This is a genomic window from Saprospiraceae bacterium (assembly GCA_026129545.1).
Classification (GTDB): Bacteria; Bacteroidota; Bacteroidia; order Chitinophagales; family Saprospiraceae; genus M3007.
This window is the reverse complement of record JAHCHX010000002.1, coordinates 630259-656638: the sequence shown is the minus strand read 5'-3', so window position 1 is coordinate 656638 and position 26380 is coordinate 630259. Positions and strand designations below refer to the sequence as shown.

The following is a 26380-nucleotide window of genomic DNA, read 5'->3' as shown; positions in this document are numbered from 1 at the left end:
CAACAGCATACGCCGATACCACCGATATTTTTTTCTTGTTAGGGCAACTTGAAAACTCATTTTTCGGTGGTATCGGCGAGTTTCGGTGACTCGCTGTTCCTTAGTTTCTGAAAATCAAATTTTTAAAATCATGACTACCCTGACCGGCATTAAAAATTACGACTACGGCCTGCAAAAAATCTTCACCGAAGCCGACGATTTTCTCCCCCTGCTCGGTACCGACTACGTCGAACTCTACGTCGGCAATGCCAAACAGGCGGCGCATTATTACAAAACCGCTTTCGGCTTTCAGTCGCTGGCCTACGCCGGGCTGGAAACGGGTGCGCGCGACCGCACTTCCTACGTGTTGGCGCAAGGCAAAATCCGCCTTGTGCTCACCACGCCGCTCACTTCTCATTCGCCCATTGCCGAGCATATCAAAAAACACGGCGACGGCGTGAAAGTCATCGCCCTCTGGGTGGACGACGCGCGCGCGGCATTTCACGAAACCACACAGCGCGGCGCCTCGCCCTTCATGGAGCCGAGTGTCGAGCGTGATGGGTTCGGCGAGGTGGTGCGCTCCGGCATTCACACCTACGGCGACACGGTACACATCTTCGTGGAGCGCAAAAACTACAACGGCATTTTCCTGCCGGGCTACGAACCCTGGCTGTCGAGTTACAACCCACCTGAGACAGGCTTGAAGTACATTGACCATATCGTGGGCAACGTGGGTTGGAATCAGATGAATGTGTGGGCCAAATTCTACAACGAAGTCATGGGATTTGCCAACCTGATTTCTTTCGACGACAAGGATATTTCCACGGAATACTCTGCTCTCATGTCGAAAGTGATGACCAACGGCAACGGGCGCATCAAATTCCCCATCAACGAGCCTGCCGAGGGCAAAAAGAAGTCGCAAATCGAAGAGTTTATTGAGTTCTACGAAGGGGCGGGTTGCCAGCACATCGCCGTGGCGACCGACGACATCGTGTTCACTGTCAGCGAAATGCGCAAGCGCGGCGTGGAGTTTCTTCATGTGCCTGGGGCTTACTACGACACGGTGGCCGAGCGTGTGGGCGCGATTGACGAAAACCTGATGCGCCTGAAAGAATTGGGCATCATGGCCGACCGTGACGATGAGGGCTACTTGCTCCAAATTTTCACCCGCCCTGTGGAAGACCGCCCGACGATGTTCTTCGAAATCATTCAGCGCAAGGGCGCCAAGTCGTTCGGCAAAGGCAATTTCAGGGCGTTGTTTGAGAGCATCGAGGAAGAACAGCGGCGGCGGGGCACGTTGTGAGGGAGGGAGAGAATGCCAGAAAGGCATCTGGTTTTGAATCAAAAGGATTCGTGGTCAACCCGTTTTTCGATTCGTGGGGCTTCCTTTTCTCAGCTTTTTGGAGAGAGTTGTTCTGTAAGCGAAAGCAAGCACTGTAAACTTTGTTGGAGTTCGGCGGCATCTTCTTCATTGGAAAAGGCGCCGTAAGTTTGCAACCTGCGTGTGTCAGTGTCAAGCAGGTTTTCCCAGATGGAAGAGCGTGCCGTGCCAATCGCTCTGGAAAATGGCACCAAGTCCTTGTTCAGTTCATATCGGGTACAAATGTTGTTTATGGCTTGTTTTATCTGATTGATAAGTGTCAGGATTCGCGCAGATTCCTCTTTGCCCAAGTCATCCTCGAATCTATAAGTACTGCTCTCAGGCATCCCGTGCAGCATCATATAGATTTCATCCACTCTTTTTTCGATTACTGTCAGCGTGGCCCATACGGCTCGCTTGTGATTATCTGAGAGTGCCATTTTTATCTGATTTGCTATGTGCGCAATAAGAATGGCAAGAATAACCACAGGTTTGAAATATTGTCTCTTTTCTCAGGGACAATATTTTTGGCCAGAACGATGCGCTTGCAGATGCCCGACAGGATTCTTAGCCAAACAAAAAAGCCAATTACCTGATTTTCAGATAATTGGCTTAAACTTTTGTGGAGCTGGCGGGATACCAACCCAAACTCACAAAGTCTTAATTACCAAAAACTTAGAAAAAAATTTTGAGATGGTGGTGTAAAAAGTGGTGTAAAAACATCCACATTTTGCCCCGTTTTCCGTTCCGGCTTCGCCGCCAGAAAAAACCGTGTTGCCCCTGCAAAAGAATGGTGACGGTAAACAGTCGGCAACACGGTCGGGACAAAGATAACCTTTTCTGCATTTTGCAAACCAAAGCGGGCGCTCACCTGATTCTCTCAATGTAAACCGCGTACTCCTTTTGCCCGGTCTTGAATCGAATCGGGTTTTCGTCGGCTCGCCGATGGGATAGTGCCGAATAACTCAAAAACTCGCCGTCCTGCTCTTTCATGTCTTCGCACAACTTTTTCAGATTGCCCCAAACGCCTATTAGTTCGCCGTCGCCATTTAAGACGCTGATTCGCCTTTCGGCGTGTTCTTTTTTGTAGTCCCTGCTTTTCATGTTGTAAAAATATAGGGTTTCCTGCCCTACGCGAAAAAAGTTTGCAAATTTTCGCACGTTTATTTGCATTTTACAATTATTCGTGCGTATATTTGTACTGTCAAGCGCAAACAGGATATGAAACAGCAAATCAACCGTTCCGAAATTCTTACCCTCGCTCACCAAATCCGCCGCCAAAATCAATTCCTTACATGGGGTCAATGTCAGGCGCAAGCGTGGCAAGTTGCCCGCCTTCGCGCTGCCCTTCGCGCCGGTGCTACCCGCTTCACTTTCCAAAAGCAAGACGGCGAAGTAAGGGAGGCTTACGGTACGCTCAATCCCGAACTTTTCCAGTACGAACACAAAGGCAGCGACCGCGCCGAAAGCCCGACTGCAATTAAGTATTTCGACCTCGATAAAAACGCTTGGCGTTCGTTCCGCGCCGAACGCATTTTGAAAGTGGCTGCCTGATTGGGCAGCCGCTTTTTCTTTCTCACCTGCCAAAGCCTTTTTCCCATGCCCGCGTCTCGAATCTCATTCCATCCCGGCCAACCTTCATTTGTGGAAATCCGCGTCACCACGTCCGCACCGCTCGAATGGCTGACATCGGCGCGTCACTCCTTTATGACGCTGCTCGAATGTTTCCACGACCCTTTGCCGTCCGATGCGGCCTGTTTGCAAGGTGAGGCAATCGGGTTGCTGTACTCGCTTCACCCTTTGCCCGCTCAAATGAAAGCGGGCGTTATGGCGCTCGATACGCCGCCCGGTGCAAACGAAAACGCGGGGTATTATTTCACGTCGGGCGGCTTGGCAATTCGCTTGCAAGTTCCCGCTACTTTCGAGGGATTGGACACGACCTTGCGGGCGTTACTTGCGGTCGGGCAGCATAGCGGTTGCCGTCTCTCCGATGAAATCCGCGCCGGTTTTTTTGAATTGCTTGGCGCTCTCATTCCGTCGCCCGCCGACGTTTCAGCCGCATTGACGCGGCAACCGAAAGCCTGATTTCCCGCCTGAATTTTCCTTTCGTTTCCTTCCTGATGCACCCTTGCGAATTGCCGACTGGCTTTGCAAGGGTGCATCAGTTGTTTGTAAAATAAATACAGTTTATTTATATTTTTTGCAAATTCGGCAAATGAAAAACATTTTGATTCATATTTGTCGCTCAAACATACTAACATCTAATCCATGAGTGAACTATCTTTCAGGTGGGCAACCCCTACCCTTGACATCTTTTTCGCCGATGTCAGCACCGATTTACCGCTCCCATTTACAAATGACGGCATCCCGGCGGGCTTTCCCTCTCCCGCAAGCGACTATTTAGATTTATCCATTGACTTAAACCGAGAATTGGTGGACAATCCAGACGCTACCTTTTACGCCCGTGCGAAAGGTAACTCCATGCAAGACGCGGGCATCCATAACGGCGACGTGCTGGTTGTTGACCGTTCGCTGACCGCCGACAACGGCGACATCATTGTTGCTTTTCTTAACGGTGAATTTACGGTGAAACGGTTGCGGTTTACTGGCGAAACCTGTTTGCTTTTACCGGCCAACCAAGACTTCCCGCAAATCCGAATCAATGACGGCGATGACTTCCGGGTGTGGGGCGTGGTCACATTCGTTATCAAAAACGTCCGCGAAGGGGGGCGGGGCAAGTGGGTAAGTATGCGTTAGTGGACGGCAACTGTTTCTACGTCAGTTGCGAACGGCTTTTCAACCCCGCGTTGGAAGGCCGCCCCGTCATTGTGCTGTCCAATAACGACGGCTGCGTTGTCAGCCGCTCGAATGAAGCGAAGGCGTTGGGTATCGAAATGGCTTCGCCCGCTCACCTGATGACCGACCTTTTGCGCAAAAACCGCGTCGCTGTCTTTTCCTCGAATTACAATTTGTACGGCGATTTGTCGCGCCGCATGATGTCCGTTTTGGGCAGGCTTGCGCCCGCTATTGAGGTCTATTCCATTGACGAAGCCTTTTTGGACTTCGGCGGCGTGGACTGCCCCGACTGGTGGGCTTACGGTTATTTCATTCGCGCCGAAGTGTTGCGGCAAGTAGGCATCCCGACGGGCGTGGGCATCGCGCCGACAAAGACGCTGGCAAAAGTGGCAAATCGCGTCGCCAAAAAGCAGCCCGAACACGGCGGCGTTTTCGTACTCGAAACAGCCGACGAAATCGAAACCGTTTTGCGCTCCATGCCCGTCGGCGACGTGTGGGGCATCGGCGGCCAATATGCAAAACTGCTCGCCCGCAATGACGTGGCGACGGCATGGGATTTCACCCGCTTGTCCGCCGATTGGGTACGGCGCAACCTGACGGTCGTGGGCGCACGGCTGCAAATGGAATTGCAGGGCGTTTCCTGCCTCGAATTGGAAAGCGTCGCGCCGCCGAAAAAGAACATTTGCACCTCCCGAAGTTTCGGCAAAATGCTGACAGACTTCGGCGGGGTGAGCGAAGCGGTTGCCAATCATGCGCACCGTTGCGCCTGTAAATTGCGCGGGCAGGGCAGCGCGGCCAACGTGCTGACGGTGTTCCTTCACTCCAACCCGTTTAAGCCGGAATTGCCGCAATACAACCCTTCCCGAACGGTGACGCTGCCGACGGCCACAAACAGCAGCCTGCTCATGGTCGGTCACGCGGAAACGGCGTTGAAGGCGATTTGGCGCGACGGTTACGCCTACAAAAAGGCAGGGGTCATCATTTCAGGCATTGTGCCGGAAAATGAAATCCAGTTGGGCTTTGATGTTTCGATGACCGACGTGGACAAACACAAACGCCTGATGCGGGCAATGGACGCGCTGCGTGGGCGTTACGGACACGGCGCTATTTCAGTTGGAACGCAAGGCACGGCGAACGCATGGCGGCTAAGGCAGGAACGCCTTTCGCGGCGGTTTACAACGAGTTGGCAAGAAATTTTGGAGGTGAAGTTTTAAAGGGGCTTTTTAAAACAAGTCCTTAATCGTGACTGTCTTGTTTTTTGCATCAATTTCGGCTTGTTTGAATTTGACATTTGGGAAATTACCGTTGGCTAATTGGATGATTTCCTGCTTATTTTCTTCTGGCATATTTGCGCCAAAAACTACCTCAACAAACCTTTCACTTGGCACTTTGACTTTGCGCCAATCATTGCCAACCTCTCCATCGGGTTTGATTTTAGTTGTCCGGTATTCCCTTTCAAATGACCACTTTTCAAGTTTTGAAAATGCCCTTTTGTTGGCTTTATCCTTAAAATCTTCGTTCGGATGAATTATTGGCAATTTTGGGTAGTAATTCACATGACCACTCATTCCGAATTTTGAAAAATCGCTAAGCAATTCCTTTCCAGAAAATCCAACGCAAAATCCTTTATGGTCATCGGCATATTTTTCCCATAACTCAAAATTTTCCGCCACAGGCGTTAGGCAAAAGACACCGAATACTTTGTCAAACATTGCGTCGGATTCTCTTTGCTTTTGCTTCAACTTCTCTGGATTCCTTATTGGGGTACGTTTCATCCAATACTTAGCAAATTTTTTATGCCGTTTTTTTGACCAATGTGGATGACGGCGCACTGATTCGTCAAAAAAACGTTTGTTTTGCTCTCTGTGAGACCGCAAATCAAATCTGACTGGATTTTTGCAGTCTAAGGGGTCTTCAAAACCGGAAGGCGGCGACAAATACACGATTTGTTCCGTTAAAATGGTTTTGTGTTGACTTTTACGCCATTCCCTAAATTTGTAAAGGGGTTCTGGCACGTCAATTTCGTCATAAGATACTCCCTGCCAATTTGTTTCCATTGTGCTAAATGATTTGATGCTTTCCATTTTTGAGGTTTGTTCTATGCGGTTTTTTCACCACTCCCCCCGAAACGCCCGCTCCAACACCGCCGGAAACAATCCCTCCAACCCGGCCAACTGCCCCGCTTGCACCGCTTTCAGTTGCTCCATTTTCTCCAATATTTCGACAACCCTTTTTTGTTCCGAAAGTGGTGGTAAAGGTATTTCAATATTGCCGAACCTGTCCATTTTCAGGCGGACACGGTTCGTTGTCCCTTCGCTCGATTCGATGCACTTTTGGTCAAAATATTCCGTGTTTGAAACAAACTCAAAATATTTTGATAAACACTTATCCGAACATGAGAACAGGGGGAAATCATTTGTGACAATTGCATTGTGAAGTTCCTTCGGGACTAAACCCATTGCGCCATTTCTTGCATCTATTTTTGAAATGATAAAATCGCCTTCCTTCGCTCGAAATTGAACCGAGCCTACTTCGCCGCCTTTTATCATACCTCTTAAAATCACTCCTTTATGCTGCATTTTGACTGTGATTTGTTTGTAATCCCGTTCGGCTTCTATTGCTACAACTTCCCGGTTAGGAATCAGAACTTCATTTAAAGCAGCCATTGGGTAGATGTTACAAATTTGCTTAAACAACCCGTTTCTGAAAGATGCCAGTTCTTTTTCCTGCTCTCCCCTCAACGCCCGCACCGCATCCATTTTCCCCTTCAACGCCGCCAACCGCCCGGCGATGCGCTGTTGCTCGGTGAGGGGCGGGAGGGGAATTTCAACTTGCAAAAACACGCTCGGTTTTACACGATTTTTGCCACTTGTCCCAAAGGCTTTTTCATTGCACCTGTCCCAAAAAAATTTGCTTTTGGTGAGGAAATAAAGCCAGTCGGAGGAAACAATATCTTTTTCAGGATGATAAACTGGAAATTCAGGGGATACATAAAAGCCATGCAAAGTTTCTGGAATGACTGTTACCGCCCCGTTTCTAACCCAAATTTTGTTGAAGGTCAAATCCCCTTTTTCAGCCTTGTAAAAAAACTTATATTGGGTTTCGCTGCCTAAAACATCTTCTCTTGCATACGCACCTTCTCCCCAAAGTCGGACTCCGATTTGAGGGTAATTTTCAAAAGGTGTTATTGAAACCTGATTTTCCGAAGGTCTCAACACCTCCCCCAATTTAACCATTTTCCAACCGTTTTTCATGTTTCGTCGTCCTCCTTTTCCTCGCCGCCGGGGGGCATGGTTTTGATTTTATCCGGCTTTTCGAGGGCTTTTTTCTCTTCCGACTTCAATCGGCGCTCCACTTTTTTCACGTCTTCTGCGGGAGGCAGTTGTTCGGGTTTCACACCGCGTTCGTGGAGTATTTTGCGCACGGCGAGGTTGTTGTCCACGTGTTCGCGCTGTATGGCGGGCTGGCCGTGCAGGTCTTTGTCCACCACGTTGTGGTTGGTGAGTTCGGCGGCGAAGTCTTTGGCTTTGATGGTGAGCGTGGGCAGGAAGTCGGCGAGGGGGCGGCTTTCAGGCACGGCGAGTTTACGTTTCATGTCTTGGGTGCTGCGCCCACCAAAGAGGGCTTTGTCGCCTTCGGAACGGATAATGGCGAAGCCTTGCTCGTTCACGCCGCGTTCGTAGAGGATGCCGGAAAGTTTGTTTTCGGTGCGGGAGAGTTTTTCGCGGGCGGTCACGCGGTCGAGGTCGAGCAGGCGTTGCTCGATAAGTTCTTGTTTTCGGGTTTGAACGGCGAAGTACGTCTGCGCAAAGGCGATTTCGGGCTTTTTGGTGGGGTCGCCGTTTTGGGCAATGAGGTAGCAGGCGTAGCGTGTGAGGGCGATGTCATCAATCCGACGTTGAGTGCCGCTTCCGATTTCGACCATTTTCCCGACATCGGCAAAATGGTGTTCAATTTTTTCACCTGCTCCTTCGCAGGCGTTTTTGGCCTTTTCAACGGCGTTGAGGAAGTTGTCCCATTTGGCATAGCCGAGAATGGTTTGAAGTTCGCGGGCGCTCCAACACTCGGTGTCTTTGATTAGGTAACAGGCTTCTTCAAATTTTTGGAAGAGTTCGTCAATGAGTTCTTTTTTCATGGTGCAATCAATTTTTGGACTTCTTCCATCAAAGATAGGATTTGCCGCTCCTTTTCGAGTATTGTAGCAATGGCTTCGGCAGGGTCGGCGTGTTCGGCATCGTTGCGGCGGTTGGGGTTTTTGCGGTCTAAGTTGGCGGAAAGCAACTTGCCGCCCGCGTCGTATTGCAGGATTTCGGCGGCGGGTATGCGCCAAGCGTTTTCATCTTCCCGGCGGTCGCTCCACCATGCGATGCAGTCGGCAAATTCATCGAACTGCATAGGCTTGGTTTTCGAGTATTTTTTGCGTTCGGCGGGCGGTTGTATTTCGTAAAACCACACGTCACGGGTCGGCTGTCCCTGCTCGAAAAACAACAGGTTGGCCGGTATAGCGGTGTAAGGCTCAAACACGCCGTCGGGCAGCCGCACAATGGTATGCAGGTTGTATTCCTTCAACATCTGCTCTTTGATGCGGGCAGCGATGCCGTCGGCAAACAGCGTTCCGTTTGGCACGACAACGGCGGCGCGTCCCCCTCTCCCCCCCTCATGGGGGGGCTGGGGGGGGCGGCGTTTCAATCGGCGCATAATCAATTGCAGGAACAGCAGGGCGGTTTCCGCCGTGCGCATATCATCGGGGAAGTTGTTAAGTATGCCGCGTTCTTCTTCGCCGCCAAACGGCGGGTTGGTCACGATGATGTCCACCCGGTCGCTGTCGCCTATGTCGCGTAGGGGCGTTCGGAGCGAGTTGCCGCTATCAATGTTCGGAAATTCGAGGCCGTGCAACAGCAAATTCATTTGGCAAAGCAGGTAGGGCAGGTTTTTGGCTTCACCGCCGTAAATGCTGCTTTGTTGCAAGGTGTCGTATTGCTCAACGTTTTGGGCTTGTTTGCGCAAGTGTTCAAAGGCTTCCACCAAAAAACCGCCCGTTCCGGCGGCGGGGTCGAGTATGCTTTCGCCCAATTGCGGGTCGAGCATTTGCACCATGAATTTCACTACGGGGCGGGGCGTGTAAAATTCGCCCGCGTCGCCCGATGCGTCGCGCATCTCTTTCAGGATGCTTTCGTATAGGTGCGAAAGCGTGTAGATTTCTTCGGTGCTGGTGAAATGGATGCTGTCTATTTTGTTCACCACGTCGCGCAACAGGTAGCCGTTTATCATGCGATTGGCCACGCCTCGAAACACGGTTGCCACTACGTCTTTGCGCTCTTTGCCCGTCTCGCTTTGAAGGCCGCGAAGGTGGTAAAACAACCCCGCGCCTTCCGTACTATCGGGCAGGGTGCATTTTTCATTGTTGATGAAAGCCAACAGGTCATCGCCGGTGAAATTTTGGTTTTTTGCCCAATCGCGCCAACGGTACGGCGCACCAATGGCAGGGCGGTACGTTTGGCGTTTCAACAGGGCTTTGGTTTCCTGTTCCATTTCCACGTCATCCAAAAATTTTAGGAACATTATCCAAGTCAGCATCGGCAAGCGGTCGGCATCGCCATTCATCCCTTTGTCTTTGCGCATGATGTCGCGGCATGATTTTATCAGGCCGGACAAGCGTTGGGCGGTGGTTTCGGTCTTAACTTCTTTTTGTCTTTTTGCCATTGTGTCAGGTTACGCGGCTTCGGCGTAGAGCAGTTTTTGAATGTCATCCAATGCGCGTAGCAAATTGGGCGCACCGCCAAACAGGGCGGCTATTTCTGTAATGTTCCCTTTGTCGGAAATAGGTTTCACCTCCAAAACCCCCGCGTTCAATTCGTTCGCGCCAAATTGAACGTATTTGTCCAAAATCAACTCGATGACTTCCCGCGCCCCGTTGGAATAAGCGGCCAACGTTGCGGCTTTGCGCACCCGTTCGGCGCGTTCGCGGCGGGTCATCGGTTTCAGGTCAAACGCGACGTGGCAAAGCATATCGAAAGGGTCGGCATCGGTCAACTTTGTTATGTCTGAAAGTTGTTCCAATGATATGCCCCTGTCCTCCAATTCGGTCACGATGTTTTGCCTTTGTTCGGGGTCAGCCCACGCCGCCCGAAAACTTTGGGCATCGGTGAAAAGCGTTTTGATTTCACCTTTGGCGTATTGGGTAAATTCTAAGGTGCGCAACTTGCCGCTCGCGTCCAACACTTGCACCGATTCGGCCACGATGGTCACTTCACCCTCTTTCACATAGTATTTGCGGGGCTGTTGGTTTTGATTGGTCATCGCCTCGATGTCGCTGTCTGTCCAATCGGCGGGCGGTGTTTCGGCGTGTTCTTCAACAAAAGTGCCCTCCACAACTGCGCCGTTTTCGTCCATTTCTTCTGATGTAATCAATGGTGGTTCGCCGTCAAAATCGGGGTCGGCAAAGTTGCGCGTTGCGCTGCCGGTGTAGTCCAAAATGGTGAAAAACATTTTGCCTTTATCTTCCTTTACCCGTGTTCCGCGCCCGATGATTTGTTTAAACTCGGTCATTGAATTGACCATGCGGAACAGCACAATGTTTTTGCAAGTCGGGATGTCAACGCCCGTACTCAACATTTGGGAAGTGGTGACAATGACGGGAATACCCGGCCTTTCAAAAGGTTCGTAATCCATGAAATTTCCCAACAGCCCTTTGCCCGTATCGCCTTCATCCGACACGATGCGGACAACGTAGTTTTGGTTTTGCTTCATCAAATCGGCGTTGAGGTTGCCCAACTCCCGGCGCATTTGGTCGGCGTGTTCTTGGTCGTGGCAAAAGATGATTGTTTTGTCTAACCTGCCGTGCTTTTTCAAATGCTCGGTCAAATGACGGGCAACTGCTTTTGTGCGCGGTAACAGGGAAAGGCTCTTTTCAAAATCGGGGGTTTGGTAAATATCATCGGGAATGACGTTGCCGTACATATCCGTTTGCCCCGCTTGTGGCCGCCAACCCGTCGCGTCGGCTTCCGTTACGATGCGGCGCACAATGTAGGGCGCTAAAAATCCATCTTCGATGCCTTGCCGCAAACTGTAAGTGTAAAGCGGGTTTCCAAAATAGGCGTAGGTGTCTTTATTGTCTTGTCGCAAGGGAGTGGCCGTCAAACCCAATTTCACGGCATCGGCGAAGTAGTCCAATATGCGCCGCCAATTTCCTTCATCCGTTGCGCTGCCCCGATGACATTCGTCCACCACAACCAAATCAAAAAAGGTACGCGGGAACTGTTTGAACAACCCTTCCCGGCTCTCGCTTTCAGCCAATGACTGATAAGTGGAAAAGTAAATTTCGCGGCTGGTGGTCGCACCGTCATCAAAAACGGATGCCCTTGCATCGCCGAACACGGCAAAGTCTTTCGCGTAGGGGTCATCCACCAAAACTTTGCGGTCGGCCAGAAACAACACTTTCGGGCGGCGGTGTTCGCCGGTGTTGTTCCAACGGTTGTTCCAAAGTTTGTAAATGATTTGGAAGGCAACCGAAGTTTTTCCCGTACCCGTCGCCAATGTGAGCAGCAGCCGTTTTTTCCCTTCCAAAATGGCTTGCACCGCCCGATTTACGGCGATTTCCTGATAATATCGGGGCGGCTTGCCGGGCGTAGGGTGAAGGGGTTTTAGCAGGATGTCTTTGGTGTGGTCGCTAATAGGTTCGGGTTCGGCGGCTTGCAACCTGTTCCAAAGTTCTTGCGGGGTCGGGTATCGGTCAACGATTGTTTCCAACCCGGTGATGAAATCAAACTCTGCGATTTCCGCGCCGTTGGTTGCGTAGGCGAATTTCAAATCCAACGATTGTGCATAATCTTTGGCCTGTTGAAGTCCGGCGGATGCGGTTGCATACTTCTTTTTGGCTTCGATAACTGCAATCAGGAAGTTTTGCGCAACCCTCAAAAGGTAGTCGGGTTTTTTAGGTTTTTGCCGCTTCGCTACTTTTCCCAATATAATGATTTTGCCGTCGGTGAACACACGCTCCCTTAGTATTTTGTCGCGTGTCCATTCGGCTTGTTTCAATGCCGGTTCAATGTCTTCAGCGCGGGTATCTTCCTCGCTGTCGTGTTCTAAGATGATGATTTTCTTTTGTTCCATCTGTGGTTTGGCATTGGCAAATTTCACACCATTGGGGAGCAAAGAAAGGTGTTTTATTGGATTATCGATTGGTTTGCATACCCAGTACATGATAATAAAAAAAGCCAGTTGCTTGATTACCAAACAACTGGCTTCAACTTTTGTGGAGCTGGCGGGAGTCGAACCCGCGTCCGGACAAAGCGCCGTAACGCTTTCTACATGCTTAGTTTCTGATTGATTTTTCGAGCGCGGGTTGGTTCAAAAACAGACACATCCGCGCCTTATCCCCTGTGTTTCACCCTTCGGTCGAGGCATCCCGTCGGGCAATCCTGCAAAATGTTTGATGCGCGGCGGCCTGTGTAGCAGGCATCAAGGCAAAAAGAGGGTCCGCTTGGCGGAGGCTCTTACGCGGCACAAAGGCTTTCTAATTCGCTTGAATTAGGCAGCCATGGCATACTGAGTGTTGCCAGTTGTTGTTCGGTCATTATTTTTTACGGAGTAACCAACCATGCTCCGGCATGCTTACGAAACGACTACACTTTCCCGTCAATACCAGGGCAGCCCCATTCGTTATTCGTCATTTACGTCATTAAGAGTCAATAGCGTAGTTTGCAAAAATTACTTCAAATGACTTTGATGACTTCAAATGACTTTTCAAAGAACATTGGCAAAGGTAAACCAAAAACCGGGTTTCAAAGTTCGGCGCGGCTGTTGAATGTTTTGCCGAAAGTAAAGACGCGGCGTTTTGAAGCCGTCACAACCAATTTCTTAACCAATCGCTGCGCTCCGAAACGCCTACCTTCGCGCTTGCTTTGTCGCTGAACACAACATAGTATTTTGCGAAAATTTCCCTAACACACTGACAAATTGAATTGAACGTGCCAAATTCAACCAACAGCAGCCAAAGACCTGCCGTCAAAATCGGCGTCATCCGTGAGGGCAAAACACCACCCGATGCCCGCGCCCCGCTCACCCCCGAACAATGCGCCGAAGCGATGGTGGAGTTGCCAGTGCGCGTCGTCGTGCAGCCTTCCCCGATACGGTGTTTCAAAGACGAAGAATACGTCGCGCACGGCATCACGCTGCAAGAGGATTTGAGCGACTGCGACGTGCTGCTGGGCATCAAAGAGGTGCCCGTGGATTGGCTGATAGCTGGCAAGACCTACCTGTTTTTTTCACACACCATGAAAAAACAGCCGCACAACCGCCACCTGCTGCAAGCCATTTTGGAAAAAAACATCCGCCTGATTGACTACGAGGCCCTGACGAACGAGCGAGGCGAGCGCCTCATCGCGTTCGGCTTCTATGCAGGCATCGTCGGGGCGCACAACGCGCTCTGGACTTGGGGCCAAAGGACGGGTCAGTTCTCTCTGCCGCGCCTGTGCGACAGCCACGACTACGCCGAAGTGCTGGCCGCGTACGAAAAAATGACCTTTCCGCCCCTACGCATCGTGCTGACGGGCACAGGCCGCGTGGCCACCGGCGCCGCCAAAAACTTGCTCGACATGGGCATCCGGCAGGTGACCCCGCAGGAATTTTTGACGCAGGATTTTTCGGAAGCCGTTTTTGCGCAAATCGCCGCCCAAGACTATGTGGCACACCGCGACAAGCCGGGATTTTTTGACAAAAAACATTTTTACGCGCACGGGGAGGAGTACGTCAGCGCGTTTGCTCCCTATTACCGCCGGGCAGATATATTCATCAACGGTATTTTTTACGACAAAAAAGCGCCCATGTTTTTCAGCGTGGAAGAAATGCGGCAGCCCGATTTCCGCATTAAAGTCATAGCCGACATCACTTGCGACATCATGCCCGATTCTTCCGTGCCAAGCACCATCAGAGCCAGCAAAATCGCCGCTCCCGTATATGGCTTCGCTCCCCAAAGCGGTCAGGAGACCGCCCCCTACCAGCCCGAATCCATTGACGTGATGGCGATAGACAACCTTCCCTCCGAGCTCCCGCGCGATGCCTCCGCGTTTTTTGGGCGGCAATTGTTGGAGAAAATTCTGCCGCAGCTCCTCCATGGCCGCACCAGCGATGCCATTCGGCGGGGCATGATAGCCGAAAATGGACGGTTGACCCCTGCCTTTGAGTACCTGACTGATTATGTGGCCATTCATGTATGAAGTTTTTGTAAAAAAGTTCAGATTTTGATTTTTCGTTTCAGACATTTGCCGAAACATTACTTCGGCAAAACGTTAAATCAAATCTCACATGAAAATTCCTTTTTGGCTCATCATCCTGCTCTTCATCGGGTACAGCATCTGGGCCACCACTTGCTGGCACAATCACATGATGCGAGATTGCTGCGAGGACACCACCGCCGCCGCGGCAGCAGCAGCAGAAACAACAGGGGTTCCGCTCTTCAACTGGAACGCTGACAAACCCGAACCCGACGCGAAATTCCCCGACTGGAAAAAAGCCTTCTTGGCATCGAAAGACCACGGTCAGGGCGACACACTCGTCATCACGGGGTATTACCGCGCTGGCGAGGCCAACGGCGAACAACTCGCCCGCGCCCGCGCCGAGGCCATCCGCGATATGCTGGCACCAGAGCTGCCAGCCAACCGGGTGCGCATCGCCACGCAAATGATTGCGGACGATGGCTTGGCAGAAGGCAGCGCGCCCAAACAATCGGCCTCCTTCTCGTGGTCGAAAATGGTGCTCAAAGAAGAAGACAGCGCCATCATCGAATCCGACCAAGATGTCATCATCCTCTTCCCGTTCAACTCGACCGTGAAAGACCGCGACCCGAAAGTAGATGCTTATCTGAAAGAACTGTGCGCCAAGCACAAAACCACCAACGCCACTTTCAATGTGGTGGGTCACACCGACGACATCGGCTCCGACGAGCAAAACATGAAAATGGGGCTTGACCGCGCCAAATCCGTGGCTCAAATCCTGAGGAGCAACGGCATCGCGGCCAACCGCATCCAGACATCCTCCAAAGGCAAAACCGAGCCCGTGGCCGACAATGCCACCGATGACGGACGTCGCCAAAACCGCCGTGTCGTCATCACCGTCAACCGTTAAACTTTCAAAACAAACTTAAGCCATGCTTTTCTCATACATCTTTCTTCAATGCACTTTTGCCGACCATTTGCCCACCGCCCTCTTGCTTTGCCTCCTGCCCTTCCTCTTGGGCTGGCTGGCCGCTTATGCTTTCTATAAAGTCGGCTCATTAAAAGGTCAAATCGCCGACCTCACCACCCAAAATGGCGAATTGAACGGCAAAGTGAACACACTCAACCACGAACTCACCGAGCTGCGCGTGCAACTCACGCAGCGCGATGCCGAAATAGAGCGGCTCAACGAACTGTTGCGCAAAGCAAAAGGCGACCTTATGCTGGCAGAAAGCGAGCGCAACGCACTCCGCGAACAACTCAACGCCGCCACAGGCAAGTCTGCCAAAGCCGCCAAGCCCGCTTCCATCACCTTCGCCGGCACCAAATGGAAATGGGACGACCTGAAAATAGTGGAAGGCATCGGGCCAAAAATCGAGGAACTCCTGCACAACGAAGGCATCAAAACCTGGCAACAACTGTCCGAGACCTCTGCCGACCGCCTGAAAGAAATCCTCAACGCCGCAGGGCCGAACTTCCAAATCCACGACCCAAGCACTTGGCCCGCCCAAGCCCGCCTCGCCGACCAAGGCAAGTGGGACGATTTGAAAAAACTGCAAGATGAACTGACGGGCGGAAGGGTCTGAGCAAAAACTTGACTGAAGAAAAATGAGTCATCCCGAGCTTTCGGCGATGACTCATTTTTTTTGGGGAGCGCAGCCACTCGGCCAACCCTTCTCTTGGCTGGCGCGAGCCTCGGGGAGCAAGGTGTTTTCCCATCGCGCGACATCCGTCAGGCAGCGAACAATCAATAAGCCGTCCATTTCCTCCAGCGTAGCGCCGCCACCACCAACACCGCCGCCATACTTGCCAAAGCCACGAACGCCACCGCCTGCGAACCCGCTTCAAGCGAGCCATTTCTTTTCAGGAAAATGCCGAGCAACGCCCACGCCACAGCCAGCCCGTGACCTATGTTGTTTTGACGAAACAACACCCAAACCGCTATGAATGCTCCGGCCAAAACCATGAGAATAGCCCACGTCATCTCGCCCAAGATGCCCCCATGCCAGCCCCGGCTCACCAAAACGGCTGTCACGTTCGCAATCAGCGCCACCGAAATCCAGCCCTGATAGATGCCAAAAGGTAGATGGGAGAGGCGCTTCTCCGATTGGCTTGATTTAAAAAAGCCAACCCCAGTCACACGATTCAGTCGCAACAACGTGATAAAAAGGCCAAGCATCACCACCACCGACAACTCCAACTGCTCCCAATGCCACGCGAACAACCAACCGATATTGAGCAAGCACGACAGAAAAAACAGCCACCCGCTTTTCACCACCGACGGCTCCATGCGAGCCGCTACCGACCGATTGAACAAAGCGAATACCTGCGACCCCACCCACGCCAGCAACCATAAATAGATGACACCCCATATCGAGAAGGTCAGCCCAGCAGGGGTGAAAAGGTTGGGATATTGGTCAGAAAGCTGGCCGGGCGTTTTGCCATTCAGCGGGAGGCTGTTCGACAAATAGTTGATGGCCAGCACCGCAAGGAAACCCAGCAAGTTGGCAAAAACAAGGATGCGAGAAGAGGTTTTCATAGTCGTGCATTTTTTGTTCTTAAAACAACTACACGGGCCGATGTTTCAACAAAGACCGAATAGCCAGCAACATACTCACCAGCGACAACACCGCACCCATGAGGAACGGTGCGCCGGGGAAATGCAGGGGCGCGGCTGGCGCCGTAAAATACGAAAACAAATAGGTCATCAGAATCGGCCCGATGATGGACGTGACGCTGACAAGACTTGTTAGCGCCCCTTGCAACTCACCTTGTTCGTTGGCCGGCACCTGATTGGAAATGATGCCCTGCAAAGCAGGCCCCGCGATGCCGCCCAATGAGAACGGTATCATAAAAGCATACATCATCCAGCCCTGCGTGGCAAAGGCAAACAATACGAAGCCCACCGCGTAAATTCCCAATCCGATGAACACCGAGTTGCGAGGGCCCAATTTGGGTATCAACACCCGCGTAAGGCCACCCTGCACGATGCCAATCGCCAGCCCCACAAAAGCCAGTGAAAATCCCACCTCGCGGGTATCCCAGCCGAATTTTTCCATCGTGATATAAGTCCAAGTGCTTTGGTTGGCGTGTCCGGCCACATAGATGAAGATAAGGGCGCTGACAAGACTGAGGATAACGGGGTAGCGACGCAAGTTGAGCAGCGACCCGACGGGGTTGGCGCGGCGCCAGTCGAACGGGCGACGGTTCTCTGGAGGGAGCGATTCGGGCAGGATGAAGTAGCCATAAAGCCAGTTGAGCATGGCCAACCCTGCCGCCACAAAAAATGGCGCGCGCAAGCCGCCATAGTGCGACACCAAGCCGCCCAACAAAGGCCCAATGATGAAGCCCATGCCGAAGGCGGCACCGATTAGCCCAAAATTTTGCGCTCGTTTTTCAGGTGGGCTGATGTCAGCGATGTAGGCCCCCCCTGCCGTGAAAGTCGCCCCCGTGATGCCAGCCAACAACCTGCCCACGAAAAACCAGCCAATGCTTGGTGCCAGACCCTGAATGATAAAGTCAACGGAAAAAGCAAACAACGCCGCCAAGATGACCGGTCTCCGCCCAAATCGGTCGCTCAGCCCGCCTATGACCGGAGAAAACAAAAACTGCATGGCCGCATAAGTAAACATCAGCCAACCACCCCAACGAGAGGCCGTGCTCAGGTCGCCTCCCGTCATTTGTTCCAACAACCCCGGCAGCACCGGGATGATGAGACCAAAGCCAATGACATCAATCAGGAGCGTGATGAAGATGAAAATCAGGCCGGGATTGCGGGATTTGGGTGCCATGTCGGTGCGTTTTGTCACTCGATAGCCCAACGCGGGCAGGCGAGTCGGATGCCATTTTTTTGCAACAAATATGTTGTTTGAAAAAGAAGGTCAAATATGCGGGGCTATCATGAAAATTAGATGAAATAATTGCTCATCGGAGAAGCAATGTTTCTTATTTTTGTTCATTGCTTAACAAATTCAACACTATGCGATTCCTACAACTATTTACCCTGTTCCTAAGTGTGTCGCCAAGCCTGCAAGCCCAGACTCAATGGCCGCGCGAAATCCCCTTGCCCAACGGCGGCAAAGTGGTCATCTACGAACCCTCGCCAGAAAGCTACAACGGCAACAAAATCAGCGCACGGGCAGCCGTGCAAATCCGCAAGACGGCCAAAGACGAGCCAGTGTTCGGTGCCGTGTGGGTAGATGCCATCGCGCACACCAACCGCGACACTCGAATGCTCGACCTCGAAACCATCAAAGTCACCAACACGCGGTTTCCCGACGGAGAAAACGAAAGTCAAATTCAAGAGCTGAAAACCTTGCTGGAGAAAGAAGTACCCAAGTGGAACCTCGAAATCTCGCTCGACCGCTTGTTGGCCCAATTAGAGTCCATCAACCTGAATCGCTCGGACAACCTCAACACCAGTCCTCCCAAAATCATCTACAAAACCAAGCCCACCACACTCGTCCTGATTGACGGAGAGCCGATAATTCAGAAAGACGAAAACATGAAAATGGAACGGGTGATAAACTCGCCTTTCCTCATCCTGAAAGACGGGCGCGACTACTACCTATACGCCGCCGGGTTTTGGTACAAATCCGCCAACCTCATGTCCGGGTGGGCGAATATCACCAAGCTGCCCAAGCAAATAAACGAAATGGACAAGCAGATAAAGAAGCAGGAAAAAGAGGAGATGAAAGACGAACAGCCTAAAAACGTGACCAAAACGCCTACCGATATTTTGGTCAGCACCGAACAGGCCGAACTCATACAGACCCAGGGCGAGCCACAATTCAACGCGGTGGAAGGCACCAGCCTTTTATACATTTCCAACACCGAGAACCACATTTTCAAAGACATCAATTCGCAGCAGAATTACGTGGTGCTGTCAGGCCGTTGGTACAGCGGGCCTTCGCTCGACGGGCCATGGACCTATGTGCCTGCCGACAAGTTGCCTGCCGATTTTTCCAAAATCCCGGAAGGCTCCGAAAAAGACGTCGTGTTGGCCAATGTCGCGGGCACACAAGCCGCCAAAGAAGCCGTGATGGACGCACAAATCCCGCAAACAGCCAAGGTGGACCGTCGCACCGCCTCCCTTGACGTGCAATACGACGGCCAGCCCGAATTTCAGCCCATCGAAGGCACCAGCCTCTATTTGGCCGAAAACGCCTCCATCACCGTGATGCGTGCCGGAAACAAATACTATGCGGTGGACAATGGCATTTGGTACGTCTCCAACAACGCCACCGGCCCCTGGGCCGTATCCGACGAGCGCCCCTCCGAAGTGGAGAACATCCCGGCCAAAAACGCTGCCTACAACACCAAATACGTCCATATCTACGACCACACGCCCGATTATGTGTATGTCGGCTACACGCCCGGCTACACGGGCTGCTACGTCTATGGCCCAACCATCGTGTATGGCACGGGGTACTACTATCGCCCGTGGTGGAGAAGTCACTACTATCCGCGCCCTTGGACCTGGGGTTGGAACATCTACTACAACCCTTGGTACGGCTGGAGTTTTGGCTGGGGATACCACTGGCACTTCGGCTGGTCCCACGTCGCTTGGGGCCCGACCTGGCCCGGCTGGTACGCTTGGGGAGGCGGCTGGTTCGGCCCGCCCATGTATCGCCCGCCATATCGCCCGTGGGGATGGAATGGCGGCTACTACGGCCCGCGCCCCGGCGGCAACCGCCCCGGACACTACGGCCCACGCCCCGGCGGCACGAACGTAGGCCGCCCGCGCCCCAACAACAACATATATCACCAACGCCCCGGTGTCATCACCAAAGAACCGAGACCCGGCTATCGGCCCAATCAGCCCAACACCCGACCCGGCACTCGCCCTTCCACGCCTTCCAACGGCAGACAACCCACCCCACGACCCTCCCAACCCGAAGGCCGGCCTTCAAGACCCACCGATGGGCGGCAGCCATCCACTCGCCCCTCGCAGCCCGAAAACCAGCCCCGTCCGTCAACGCGGCCCAGCCGAGAACCCAACAACGTCATTACCGACAAAAAAGGGGACATCTATCAACGCGACCCCAGCGGCAACTGGAACCAGCGCCAAAACAAGACATGGAAGCCAGCGCCCAGCCAGTCGAGGGAACAACTCAACAAGGCACAACAACAACGCGACCGCGGCGCTACGCGGCAATCGAACTTCAACCGAGGGCAACAGACCAAAACTGCTCCGCGCCCGGCACCTGCCCCGTCCAATCAGCAGCGGGGTAGGGGCAATTGATGCGAGATTGACAAAATGAAGAAAGCCCAATTTGCTCTTCACGAACAAATTGGGCTTCTTCTATTGATGCACCCGGCTCAAAGTTCCACGCTCTTGAAATCCCAAGTATTAAGGAAGTTGGTGGTGAAATTGCCCTCCTGAAAATCCTTGTTGCGCATCAGTCGCTGATGGAAAGGCACGGTGGTCTTGATGCCTTCTATCACAAACTCGTCGAGTGCGCGCTCCATTTTCAAAATAGCCTCGTCGCGGGTGCGAGCGCGTGCGATGAGTTTGGCAATCATCGAATCGTAGTAGGGAGGGATGGAGTAGCCCGCATAAACGTGTGTATCCACACGCACCCCGTGTCCTTTCGGTGAGTGGAAGGAGGTGATTCTGCCGGGGCTGGGGCGGAAGTCGGCAAACGGGTCTTCCGCATTGATGCGGCACTCGATGGCATGCAGCTCGGGGAAATAGTTTTTGCCAGAGATGGGCAGCCCTGCCGCGATTTTGATTTGCTCTTTAATCAAATCAAAATCAATCACTTCCTCCGTCACGGTATGTTCCACCTGAATGCGCGTGTTCATTTCCATGAAATAGAAATTGCGGTATTTGTCCACCAAGAACTCGATGGTGCCCACGCCCTCGTAATTGATGGCGTTGCAAGCCTTGATGGCCGCCTCGCCCATTTTTTCGCGCAGTTCGGGGGTCATGAAAGGGGATGGGCTTTCCTCCACCAATTTCTGGTGGCGGCGCTGGATGGAGCAGTCGCGCTCGGAAAGGTGGCATGCCTTGCCCAATTGGTCGCCCGCCACCTGAATTTCGATGTGGCGCGGTTCTTCCACGAATTTTTCCATGTAGATGCCGTCGTTGCTGAAGGCCGCCTTGGCCTCGCGCCGCGCCGTTTCCCACTGGCTCTCGAACTCTTCGGGTTTCCACACGATGCGCATACCCTTGCCACCGCCGCCTGCCGTTGCTTTCAGGATGACGGGATAGCCGATTTCGGCGGCTATTTTCATGCCTGTCTTGGCATCTTGCAACAGGCCTTCCGTGCCGGGCACACAAGGCACCCCTGCTTTTAGCATGGTTTCCTTGGCCGTTATTTTGTCGCCCATGGCGCGGATTTGGTCAGGTGTGGGGCCGATGAATTTCACCCCGTATTGTTTGCACACTTCCGCGAAAGAGGCATTTTCGGACAAGAAGCCATAGCCGGGATGGATGGCATCGGCATTGGTGATTTCTACCGCAGCCATGATGCGCGGCACGTTGAGATAGCTATCCGACGAAGGGGGCGGGCCGATGCAAACCGCCTCATCGGCGAAGCGGACGTGCAAGCTGTCGCGGTCGGCGGTGGAGTATATCGCTACCGTCTTGATGCCCATTTCCTTGCAAGTGCGAATGACGCGCAGGGCGATTTCCCCGCGATTCGCTATGAGTATTTTGTTGAACATCTTTTCTCAAATGAAGTATGAAGAAAAACCAGCGGTCTACGCTGGCTCGACGAGGAACAGCGGCTGGTCGTACTCCACTGGCGAGGAATCTTCCACCAGCACTTTCACGATTTTGCCTTTCAACTCCGATTCGATTTCGTTGAAGAGTTTCATGGCCTCGATGATGCAGACCTTGGTGCCGACATCCACCGTGTCGCCCACTTTCACAAACGGCGGCTTGTCGGGCGATGCGCTGCGGTAAAAAGTGCCCACCATCGGCGATTTGATTTCCTTGTAGTTGCCGTTGCTGTTGCCGCTGGCTGCGGGTGCCGGGGCTTCCGCCTTGGGCGGGGCAGCAGGCGCTGCGGGGGCAGGGGTGGGGGCAGGTGGCGGTGTTGCCACGACGGGTGGCGGCGCGGCCTGCACGATTACCGGGGTAGTAACCCCTTCCACCGTGGCCTGCTGGTTGCGGATGACGAGTTTGAAGTCCCCTTCCTTGAGGGTAAATTCGGAGAGCTTATACTTGCTCATCATCCGAATCAATTCTTGTATCTGATTGAAATCCATGTCAGAAAAAATCTTTTTGCAGAGGCGAAAAAAAATTAAGGGGAGTAAAGGAAAAATCTTTCCCGCGAAAAATTTTTCCTTTCTCCCCAAAAAATTGTGAAGAGCCAAAATTCCTTGAAGCGGCTGATGTGTCGGGGGGAGCTTTGAAACAATTCCACCTAAGTCAAATAGTTCAACAACTTCAACTCCTTCAATTAGTTACTTCTTCACGCGCTCCATGTATGCCCCTGTCGCTGTGTCAATTTTGATGAGGTCGCCTTCTTCGCAAAAAAGCGGGACGCGCACCTCCGCGCCCGTCTCCACCGTAGCGGGTTTGAGGGTGTTAGTGGCCGTGTCGCCGCGCAAGCCCGGCTCGGTGTAAGTGATTTGCAACACAACGGTCTGGGGCAATTCGACCGAGAGCAGGGTGTCTTTTTGGGCGTGGTAGAGCGCATCCACCACGTCGCCTTCTTTGAGGAATTTGCCGTTCTCAATCATGTCGCCCGGCACCGTTATCTGGTCGTAGGTTTCTTGATTCATCAGCACATAGTCGTCGCCTTCGGGATAGAGGTACTGGAATTTGCGTCGCTCCACCCGCACTTCCGTGATGGTGTGCCCGCTTTGGAAGGTGTGCTCGATGACCTTCCCGGTCGTGCTGCTTTTGAGTTTTGTCCAAACTTTTCCGCTTCCACGACCGACCTGAAATTTCTGGAAATCAATGACTCGAAGAATGTCGTTGTTCAGTTCGATGCACAGGCCGTTGCGGATGTCTGCCGTCGTTGCCATTTTTTCTGTTGATTTGTTGAAATGTTGAGTGATTCAAACGCCTTTGCAGGCCGCTCGCCCTCGTCCGAGATTTGGAGCGCGGCGGTCAAAAAAGCGCGCAAAGGTAGGAATTGTTTGAATTTTGAACGGCAAGGGGCAAATGGCGATGGGAAATTATACCCGGATGAAAATGATTTACGGGGGTGTCTTGATTGATAACAATGATTTTCAATGATTTGAGCAGGCATTTTTTCGCAAGCCACTTTCCGTTGGGTGTGTTTTTCTATTGCTTCAATCCTTCTTCCCATCCCGCCACATCTTTGTCGAGCCAAAAAAACGGCGCTCCGTCGTCGTCCACCTCCATTTTGAAATAAGGCGGCAACACAAAGGCATCGGCGGGTATCATCTTGCCTTCCTGAATGAATTTTTCAAAATGAGGCTCCACGTCTTGCAACAAATAATCCGAGCAGGTTTCGATGAAAAAGTCAAAATGTCTCGAAAGGTTCTTGTCGGGGCGCTGGTAGTATTCCAAAAAATCGAGCATAAGGTCGTGAAGCCCTGCTTTTCCCGTGCTTTTGGCCTTAATGGCATTATCGAGAAAAAAAGCAAACACGCAGCCGCGCAAGTATGGCAGCCGCTCTAAATGAGGGCATTTGAAAAAACTATCGGCCACCGCACAGTTGGAGGCTTCTCGTTTCGGCGACCGGTATAGGCCGCCGAAAAAGCGCCTATTGAGCTCCTCCATGTATTTGTCAGGCGTGATAAATTCTCCTTTGAGCATGTTGCGTAGGGCAAAGTATTCGGTGAAGCCCTCACTGAACCACGCCATACGCATGTCGCTTGGCCCGGTCCCGCATCGAATTTGCCAGCCTATCCAATTGTGCATCAGCTCATGGTGAAAGAGATAGCACAGGTCTCGCTCGCTTTGGCTTTTAAAAGGGGTGGCAAATGCGGTGAAAGAGTTGATGACAGCCACACCGAAATAAGCCGCTCTCGACCATTCATAAATCGGGCCTGATGCGGTGATAGGGAGCGGAGCCAAAGGTGTCAATGTGACCGTATAGAAAGGCAGGTCGAAATCCTGCCAAAAGTCGCGCTGCACTTCCACTATCTGGCGAAGCATGGTGAGCAGCGCGTCGTCGTCGAAGCTCCAGTCGCGTCCCCTGATGGCCAGCCACACGTCCTGACCGTGTACCTCGGTCTTCATCGTGCGGTAATCGCCCCCGACAAAGACCGATTCGAGCCAGCGCAAATTGGAGAACGAAAACTGCTGCGAGCGGGCACCTGTGCCAAAGCTGTTGTGCAGGGCCCATTCGACGGGGAAATGGTGCCATTCCAGTGTGACATCGTAGCCGACATCCCAAAGTGGCGCGATGAAAAGGGCGCGTCCGAGAATGTGGAAATAACTCGGCTGCAGGATAGGACGATAGATGTGGTCGTCGGAAATGTTTTCGCCGGGAAAATCCTGCGCCACTTCGTAGTAGAGCTTGAGTGCCTGCTTGGGCGCGTGCGCCACCGTCACGAACGCGGAATCCGCATCGAAACGCAGTTGGCTGCCGGGCGTGGTGCAGGCGAAATGCTGTATGCTGCGAAACAGATGCTCGGCACTGCCGAATCGAGTGGGAACCGTCAGCCGCGTGGTGCCGTTGGCATCCCCTTCAAACCACACGCGCACTTGAAGGCGCAGCGAGCCATCGCGCAGCAGGGGGGTGATTTCGTAGCGGATAGGCTTGGAGAAAATCGCAAGGGGCAATAGCAACAAAGCAAAAAGGAGGGAACGCATGGCAACCGAAGTTTGGGTGAAACCATAGTCGCCACACCGGGGGGGTGTGGCATTGAACAGGCGGATTAAATTGATTCAGAAAGACTTGTGCTATGAGCGGATTAAATGGAGAGAGCAAACCTACACATTTGACCGCAAAAAGCAAGCAATTTTTTGTGAGTCGCCATTGCTGAAAACTAAATGACGGAGGTCGGGCGAAGGGGTGGTCTGTAGGCTGTGGGCGTAGGTTTTGTCGTAGTAGTGCAGGGCTATTTGGGCGGCTTTGGCGAAATGTCCGCCTTCTATGGCCTCAAGGGCTGTTTTGAGTTGTTGTCCGCCCAGTTTTTTGCCGATTTTCAAGAATGCCGATTGGAGTTCGGCTTTGTCTGTGTGTGCATAATCGGCAAGCAAGTTTCGGACGCGCGTCTCGTCCGGCACTTCTATGTTGAGCAAAGTGGAGGCTCTCATGTTGCGCCAAAAGCCAGCGGGCAGATAGACGCGCCCGATGCTCCGGCTTTCATTTTCCACCCATGTCCGGCGCGTGGGGTCGAGCTGGGCGATGGCATCCCAAAGGTCGTTTTCAAATTGTTCGACGGTCGGCTGCGGCGTTTCGCCGATGAAGCCAAACGCGGAGCCCTTGTGATGCGCGAGCATTTCCAAGTCAATGATTTGCTCGCCCAAGTCGCGCAAGCAGCGGAGTATTTTGGTCTTTCCGGTGCCTGTTTTCCCGCCCACCACTTTTAGGTCGAGTGATAGTGTTTCGAGGCGCTCGAGCAGGTGCCGGCGATAGTTTTTGTAGCCTCCCGCCAAAGTCGCCACCTCAAAGCCCGCTTGCCGCAGCAACCATGCCATGCTCCCGCTGCGCTGTCCGCCTCGCCAGCAATGGATAGCCAAACGGCGTTCGGGGGCCAGTCTTTTAGCCTCTCGCACGAACCCTGCCATCTTAGGCCCCACGATTTCCAATCCCAGTTCGAGCGCCGCTTCGGGGCCGTTTTGCTTGTAGCAGGTGCCGACGAGGGCGCGTTCGTCGTCGTTGAACAATGGAAAACTGATGGCGCCCGGGATGTGCCCCTGCGCGTATTCGCCCGGTGAGCGCACGTCGAGCAGCGTGCGGCGCGTGCGTTCGGCTAAAAATTCAGACGGGGCAAGGCGGCCTTCCATGCAGGCAAAGGTAAACCTTGATTTGCCAAGATTTGTCAGATGCTCATGATTGCTCTCCTTGATTTTGAACAGATTGCGCTTTTGCCCATGCTGAAAACTTGGCGGCGAGAAGTATAAACTGCCCATTGACAGGGCAGGGGCGGTCCG

At 52.7% G+C, this 26380-nt stretch carries 24 protein-coding genes and 1 other RNA gene; 9 read left to right on the top strand and 16 right to left on the bottom strand.

The window, feature by feature from the left end:
* Positions 1–130: 130 nt before the first annotated feature.
* Complete coding sequence (hppD, locus tag KIS77_17125) at positions 131–1282, top strand: 4-hydroxyphenylpyruvate dioxygenase (GenBank protein MCW5924047.1); 1152 nt, start codon at positions 131–133, stop codon at positions 1280–1282.
* Between the two features lie 89 nt (positions 1283–1371).
* Here the strand turns inward: hppD and KIS77_17120 are convergent, their stop codons facing one another.
* The 3 genes from KIS77_17120 to KIS77_17110 form a co-directional block, all read right to left on the bottom strand.
* The gene (locus tag KIS77_17120; protein MCW5924046.1) at positions 1372–1779 is read right to left on the bottom strand and encodes a hypothetical protein; all 408 of its coding nucleotides are present in this window, start codon (positions 1777–1779) and stop codon (positions 1372–1374) included.
* Positions 1780–2003: 224 nt separating this feature from the next.
* On the bottom strand, positions 2004–2210 hold the full coding sequence (locus KIS77_17115) for a hypothetical protein (GenBank protein MCW5924045.1): 207 nt from the start codon (positions 2208–2210) through the stop codon (positions 2004–2006).
* A complete protein-coding gene (locus tag KIS77_17110; GenBank protein MCW5924044.1) occupies positions 2207–2443 on the bottom strand; it encodes a hypothetical protein in 237 nt (78 codons plus the stop codon). The genes KIS77_17115 and KIS77_17110 overlap by 4 nt, the downstream gene beginning before the upstream one ends.
* Positions 2444–2560: 117 nt before the next feature.
* Here KIS77_17110 and KIS77_17105 point away from each other — a divergent pair, with 117 nt between their 5' ends.
* The 4 genes from KIS77_17105 to KIS77_17090 all read left to right on the top strand — a co-directional run bounded on the left by KIS77_17105 (position 2561) and on the right by KIS77_17090 (position 5349).
* Positions 2561–2893 (top strand): DUF2693 domain-containing protein, encoded by a 333-nt coding sequence (locus KIS77_17105; GenBank protein MCW5924043.1) that lies wholly within the window; start codon positions 2561–2563, stop codon positions 2891–2893.
* Between the two features lie 45 nt (positions 2894–2938).
* Positions 2939–3424 carry a hypothetical protein gene (locus tag KIS77_17100; GenBank protein ID MCW5924042.1) on the top strand — a complete coding sequence of 162 codons (486 nt, stop codon included), beginning with the start codon at positions 2939–2941 and terminating at the stop codon, positions 3422–3424.
* Between the two features lie 183 nt (positions 3425–3607).
* On the top strand, positions 3608–4096 hold the full coding sequence (gene umuD / locus KIS77_17095; GenBank protein MCW5924041.1) for a translesion error-prone DNA polymerase V autoproteolytic subunit: 489 nt from the start codon (positions 3608–3610) through the stop codon (positions 4094–4096).
* Positions 4078–5349 (top strand): Y-family DNA polymerase, encoded by a 1272-nt coding sequence (locus tag KIS77_17090; protein ID MCW5924040.1) that lies wholly within the window; start codon positions 4078–4080, stop codon positions 5347–5349. Before umuD ends, KIS77_17090 begins: the two co-directional genes overlap by 19 nt.
* 9 nt (positions 5350–5358) lie before the next feature.
* On the opposite strand, the gene KIS77_17085 is transcribed toward KIS77_17090, so the two are convergent.
* From KIS77_17085 to ssrA, 6 genes are all read right to left on the bottom strand, one after another.
* The gene (locus tag KIS77_17085; GenBank protein ID MCW5924039.1) at positions 5359–6219 is read right to left on the bottom strand and encodes a DUF2971 domain-containing protein; all 861 of its coding nucleotides are present in this window, start codon (positions 6217–6219) and stop codon (positions 5359–5361) included.
* A 27-nt stretch (positions 6220–6246) separates the two neighbouring features.
* Positions 6247–7389, bottom strand: a complete 1143-nt coding sequence (locus KIS77_17080) for a restriction endonuclease subunit S (GenBank protein MCW5924038.1) — start codon at positions 7387–7389, stop codon at positions 6247–6249.
* Entirely contained in the window at positions 7386–8270 is an 885-nt protein-coding gene (dinD, locus tag KIS77_17075; GenBank protein MCW5924037.1) for a DNA damage-inducible protein D, read from the bottom strand. Before dinD ends, KIS77_17080 begins: the two co-directional genes overlap by 4 nt.
* Positions 8267–9838 carry an SAM-dependent DNA methyltransferase gene (locus tag KIS77_17070; protein MCW5924036.1) on the bottom strand — a complete coding sequence of 524 codons (1572 nt, stop codon included), beginning with the start codon at positions 9836–9838 and terminating at the stop codon, positions 8267–8269. Before KIS77_17070 ends, dinD begins: the two co-directional genes overlap by 4 nt.
* A 9-nt stretch (positions 9839–9847) precedes the next feature.
* Positions 9848–12247 (bottom strand): DEAD/DEAH box helicase family protein, encoded by a 2400-nt coding sequence (locus tag KIS77_17065; GenBank protein MCW5924035.1) that lies wholly within the window; start codon positions 12245–12247, stop codon positions 9848–9850.
* 140 nt (positions 12248–12387) lie between these two features.
* Positions 12388–12791: a transfer-messenger RNA gene (gene ssrA / locus KIS77_17060) on the bottom strand.
* Positions 12792–13104: 313 nt separating this feature from the next.
* Here ssrA and KIS77_17055 point away from each other — a divergent pair.
* The 3 genes from KIS77_17055 (at position 13105) to KIS77_17045 (ending at position 15935) form a co-directional block, all read left to right on the top strand.
* Positions 13105–14352 carry an alanine dehydrogenase gene (locus KIS77_17055; protein MCW5924034.1) on the top strand — a complete coding sequence of 416 codons (1248 nt, stop codon included), beginning with the start codon at positions 13105–13107 and terminating at the stop codon, positions 14350–14352.
* A gap of 88 nt (positions 14353–14440) precedes the next feature.
* The gene (locus tag KIS77_17050) at positions 14441–15259 is read left to right on the top strand and encodes an OmpA family protein (protein MCW5924033.1); all 819 of its coding nucleotides are present in this window, start codon (positions 14441–14443) and stop codon (positions 15257–15259) included.
* Positions 15260–15281: 22 nt separating this feature from the next.
* A complete protein-coding gene (locus KIS77_17045; GenBank protein ID MCW5924032.1) occupies positions 15282–15935 on the top strand; it encodes a hypothetical protein in 654 nt (217 codons plus the stop codon).
* A gap of 161 nt (positions 15936–16096) precedes the next feature.
* On the opposite strand, the gene KIS77_17040 is transcribed toward KIS77_17045, so the two are convergent.
* The gene (locus tag KIS77_17040) at positions 16097–16888 is read right to left on the bottom strand and encodes a hypothetical protein (protein ID MCW5924031.1); all 792 of its coding nucleotides are present in this window, start codon (positions 16886–16888) and stop codon (positions 16097–16099) included.
* A 28-nt stretch (positions 16889–16916) separates the two neighbouring features.
* Positions 16917–18140: a TCR/Tet family MFS transporter gene (locus KIS77_17035; protein ID MCW5924030.1), complete on the bottom strand. Its 1224-nt coding sequence runs from the start codon at positions 18138–18140 to the stop codon at positions 16917–16919.
* Between the two features lie 188 nt (positions 18141–18328).
* Here KIS77_17035 and KIS77_17030 point away from each other — a divergent pair, with 188 nt between their 5' ends.
* Positions 18329–20593: a hypothetical protein gene (locus KIS77_17030; GenBank protein ID MCW5924029.1), complete on the top strand. Its 2265-nt coding sequence runs from the start codon at positions 18329–18331 to the stop codon at positions 20591–20593.
* A gap of 77 nt (positions 20594–20670) precedes the next feature.
* Here the strand turns inward: KIS77_17030 and accC are convergent, their stop codons facing one another.
* From accC to mnmH, 5 genes are all read right to left on the bottom strand, one after another.
* On the bottom strand, positions 20671–22020 hold the full coding sequence (accC, locus tag KIS77_17025; protein ID MCW5924028.1) for an acetyl-CoA carboxylase biotin carboxylase subunit: 1350 nt from the start codon (positions 22018–22020) through the stop codon (positions 20671–20673).
* 36 nt (positions 22021–22056) lie between these two features.
* The gene (accB, locus tag KIS77_17020) at positions 22057–22566 is read right to left on the bottom strand and encodes an acetyl-CoA carboxylase biotin carboxyl carrier protein (protein MCW5924027.1); all 510 of its coding nucleotides are present in this window, start codon (positions 22564–22566) and stop codon (positions 22057–22059) included.
* Between the two features lie 198 nt (positions 22567–22764).
* Positions 22765–23331 (bottom strand): elongation factor P, encoded by a 567-nt coding sequence (gene efp / locus KIS77_17015; GenBank protein MCW5924026.1) that lies wholly within the window; start codon positions 23329–23331, stop codon positions 22765–22767.
* Positions 23332–23593: 262 nt separating this feature from the next.
* A complete protein-coding gene (locus KIS77_17010; GenBank protein ID MCW5924025.1) occupies positions 23594–25093 on the bottom strand; it encodes a hypothetical protein in 1500 nt (499 codons plus the stop codon).
* 120 nt (positions 25094–25213) lie between these two features.
* A complete protein-coding gene (gene mnmH / locus KIS77_17005) occupies positions 25214–26359 on the bottom strand; it encodes a tRNA 2-selenouridine(34) synthase MnmH (GenBank protein ID MCW5924024.1) in 1146 nt (381 codons plus the stop codon).
* Positions 26360–26380: the final 21 nt, after the last annotated feature.

Excerpts from the sequence above, each read along its gene's own strand:
- mnmH (MCW5924024.1), bottom strand. The coding sequence starts at position 26,359 with ATGGGCAGTTTATACTTCTCGCCGCCAAGTTTTCAGCATGGGCAAAAG.
- KIS77_17100 (MCW5924042.1), top strand. The coding sequence starts at position 2,939 with ATGCCCGCGTCTCGAATCTCATTCCATCCCGGCCAACCTTCATTTGTG.
- KIS77_17070 (MCW5924036.1), bottom strand. The coding sequence starts at position 9,838 with ATGGCAAAAAGACAAAAAGAAGTTAAGACCGAAACCACCGCCCAACGC.
- KIS77_17030 (MCW5924029.1), top strand. The coding sequence starts at position 18,329 with ATGCGATTCCTACAACTATTTACCCTGTTCCTAAGTGTGTCGCCAAGC.
- umuD (MCW5924041.1), top strand. The coding sequence starts at position 3,608 with ATGAGTGAACTATCTTTCAGGTGGGCAACCCCTACCCTTGACATCTTT.
- KIS77_17010 (MCW5924025.1), bottom strand. The coding sequence starts at position 25,093 with ATGCGTTCCCTCCTTTTTGCTTTGTTGCTATTGCCCCTTGCGATTTTC.
- efp (MCW5924026.1), bottom strand. The coding sequence starts at position 23,331 with ATGGCAACGACGGCAGACATCCGCAACGGCCTGTGCATCGAACTGAAC.
- accC (MCW5924028.1), bottom strand. The coding sequence starts at position 22,020 with ATGTTCAACAAAATACTCATAGCGAATCGCGGGGAAATCGCCCTGCGC.
- KIS77_17120 (MCW5924046.1), bottom strand. The coding sequence starts at position 1,779 with ATGGCACTCTCAGATAATCACAAGCGAGCCGTATGGGCCACGCTGACA.
- dinD (MCW5924037.1), bottom strand. The coding sequence starts at position 8,270 with ATGAAAAAAGAACTCATTGACGAACTCTTCCAAAAATTTGAAGAAGCC.
- KIS77_17105 (MCW5924043.1), top strand. The coding sequence starts at position 2,561 with ATGAAACAGCAAATCAACCGTTCCGAAATTCTTACCCTCGCTCACCAA.
- accB (MCW5924027.1), bottom strand. The coding sequence starts at position 22,566 with ATGGATTTCAATCAGATACAAGAATTGATTCGGATGATGAGCAAGTAT.
- KIS77_17045 (MCW5924032.1), top strand. The coding sequence starts at position 15,282 with ATGCTTTTCTCATACATCTTTCTTCAATGCACTTTTGCCGACCATTTG.
- KIS77_17040 (MCW5924031.1), bottom strand. The coding sequence starts at position 16,888 with ATGAAAACCTCTTCTCGCATCCTTGTTTTTGCCAACTTGCTGGGTTTC.
- KIS77_17080 (MCW5924038.1), bottom strand. The coding sequence starts at position 7,389 with ATGAAAAACGGTTGGAAAATGGTTAAATTGGGGGAGGTGTTGAGACCT.
- KIS77_17110 (MCW5924044.1), bottom strand. The coding sequence starts at position 2,443 with ATGAAAAGCAGGGACTACAAAAAAGAACACGCCGAAAGGCGAATCAGC.
- KIS77_17085 (MCW5924039.1), bottom strand. The coding sequence starts at position 6,219 with ATGGAAAGCATCAAATCATTTAGCACAATGGAAACAAATTGGCAGGGA.
- KIS77_17050 (MCW5924033.1), top strand. The coding sequence starts at position 14,441 with ATGAAAATTCCTTTTTGGCTCATCATCCTGCTCTTCATCGGGTACAGC.
- KIS77_17065 (MCW5924035.1), bottom strand. The coding sequence starts at position 12,247 with ATGGAACAAAAGAAAATCATCATCTTAGAACACGACAGCGAGGAAGAT.
- KIS77_17035 (MCW5924030.1), bottom strand. The coding sequence starts at position 18,140 with ATGGCACCCAAATCCCGCAATCCCGGCCTGATTTTCATCTTCATCACG.
- hppD (MCW5924047.1), top strand. The coding sequence starts at position 131 with ATGACTACCCTGACCGGCATTAAAAATTACGACTACGGCCTGCAAAAA.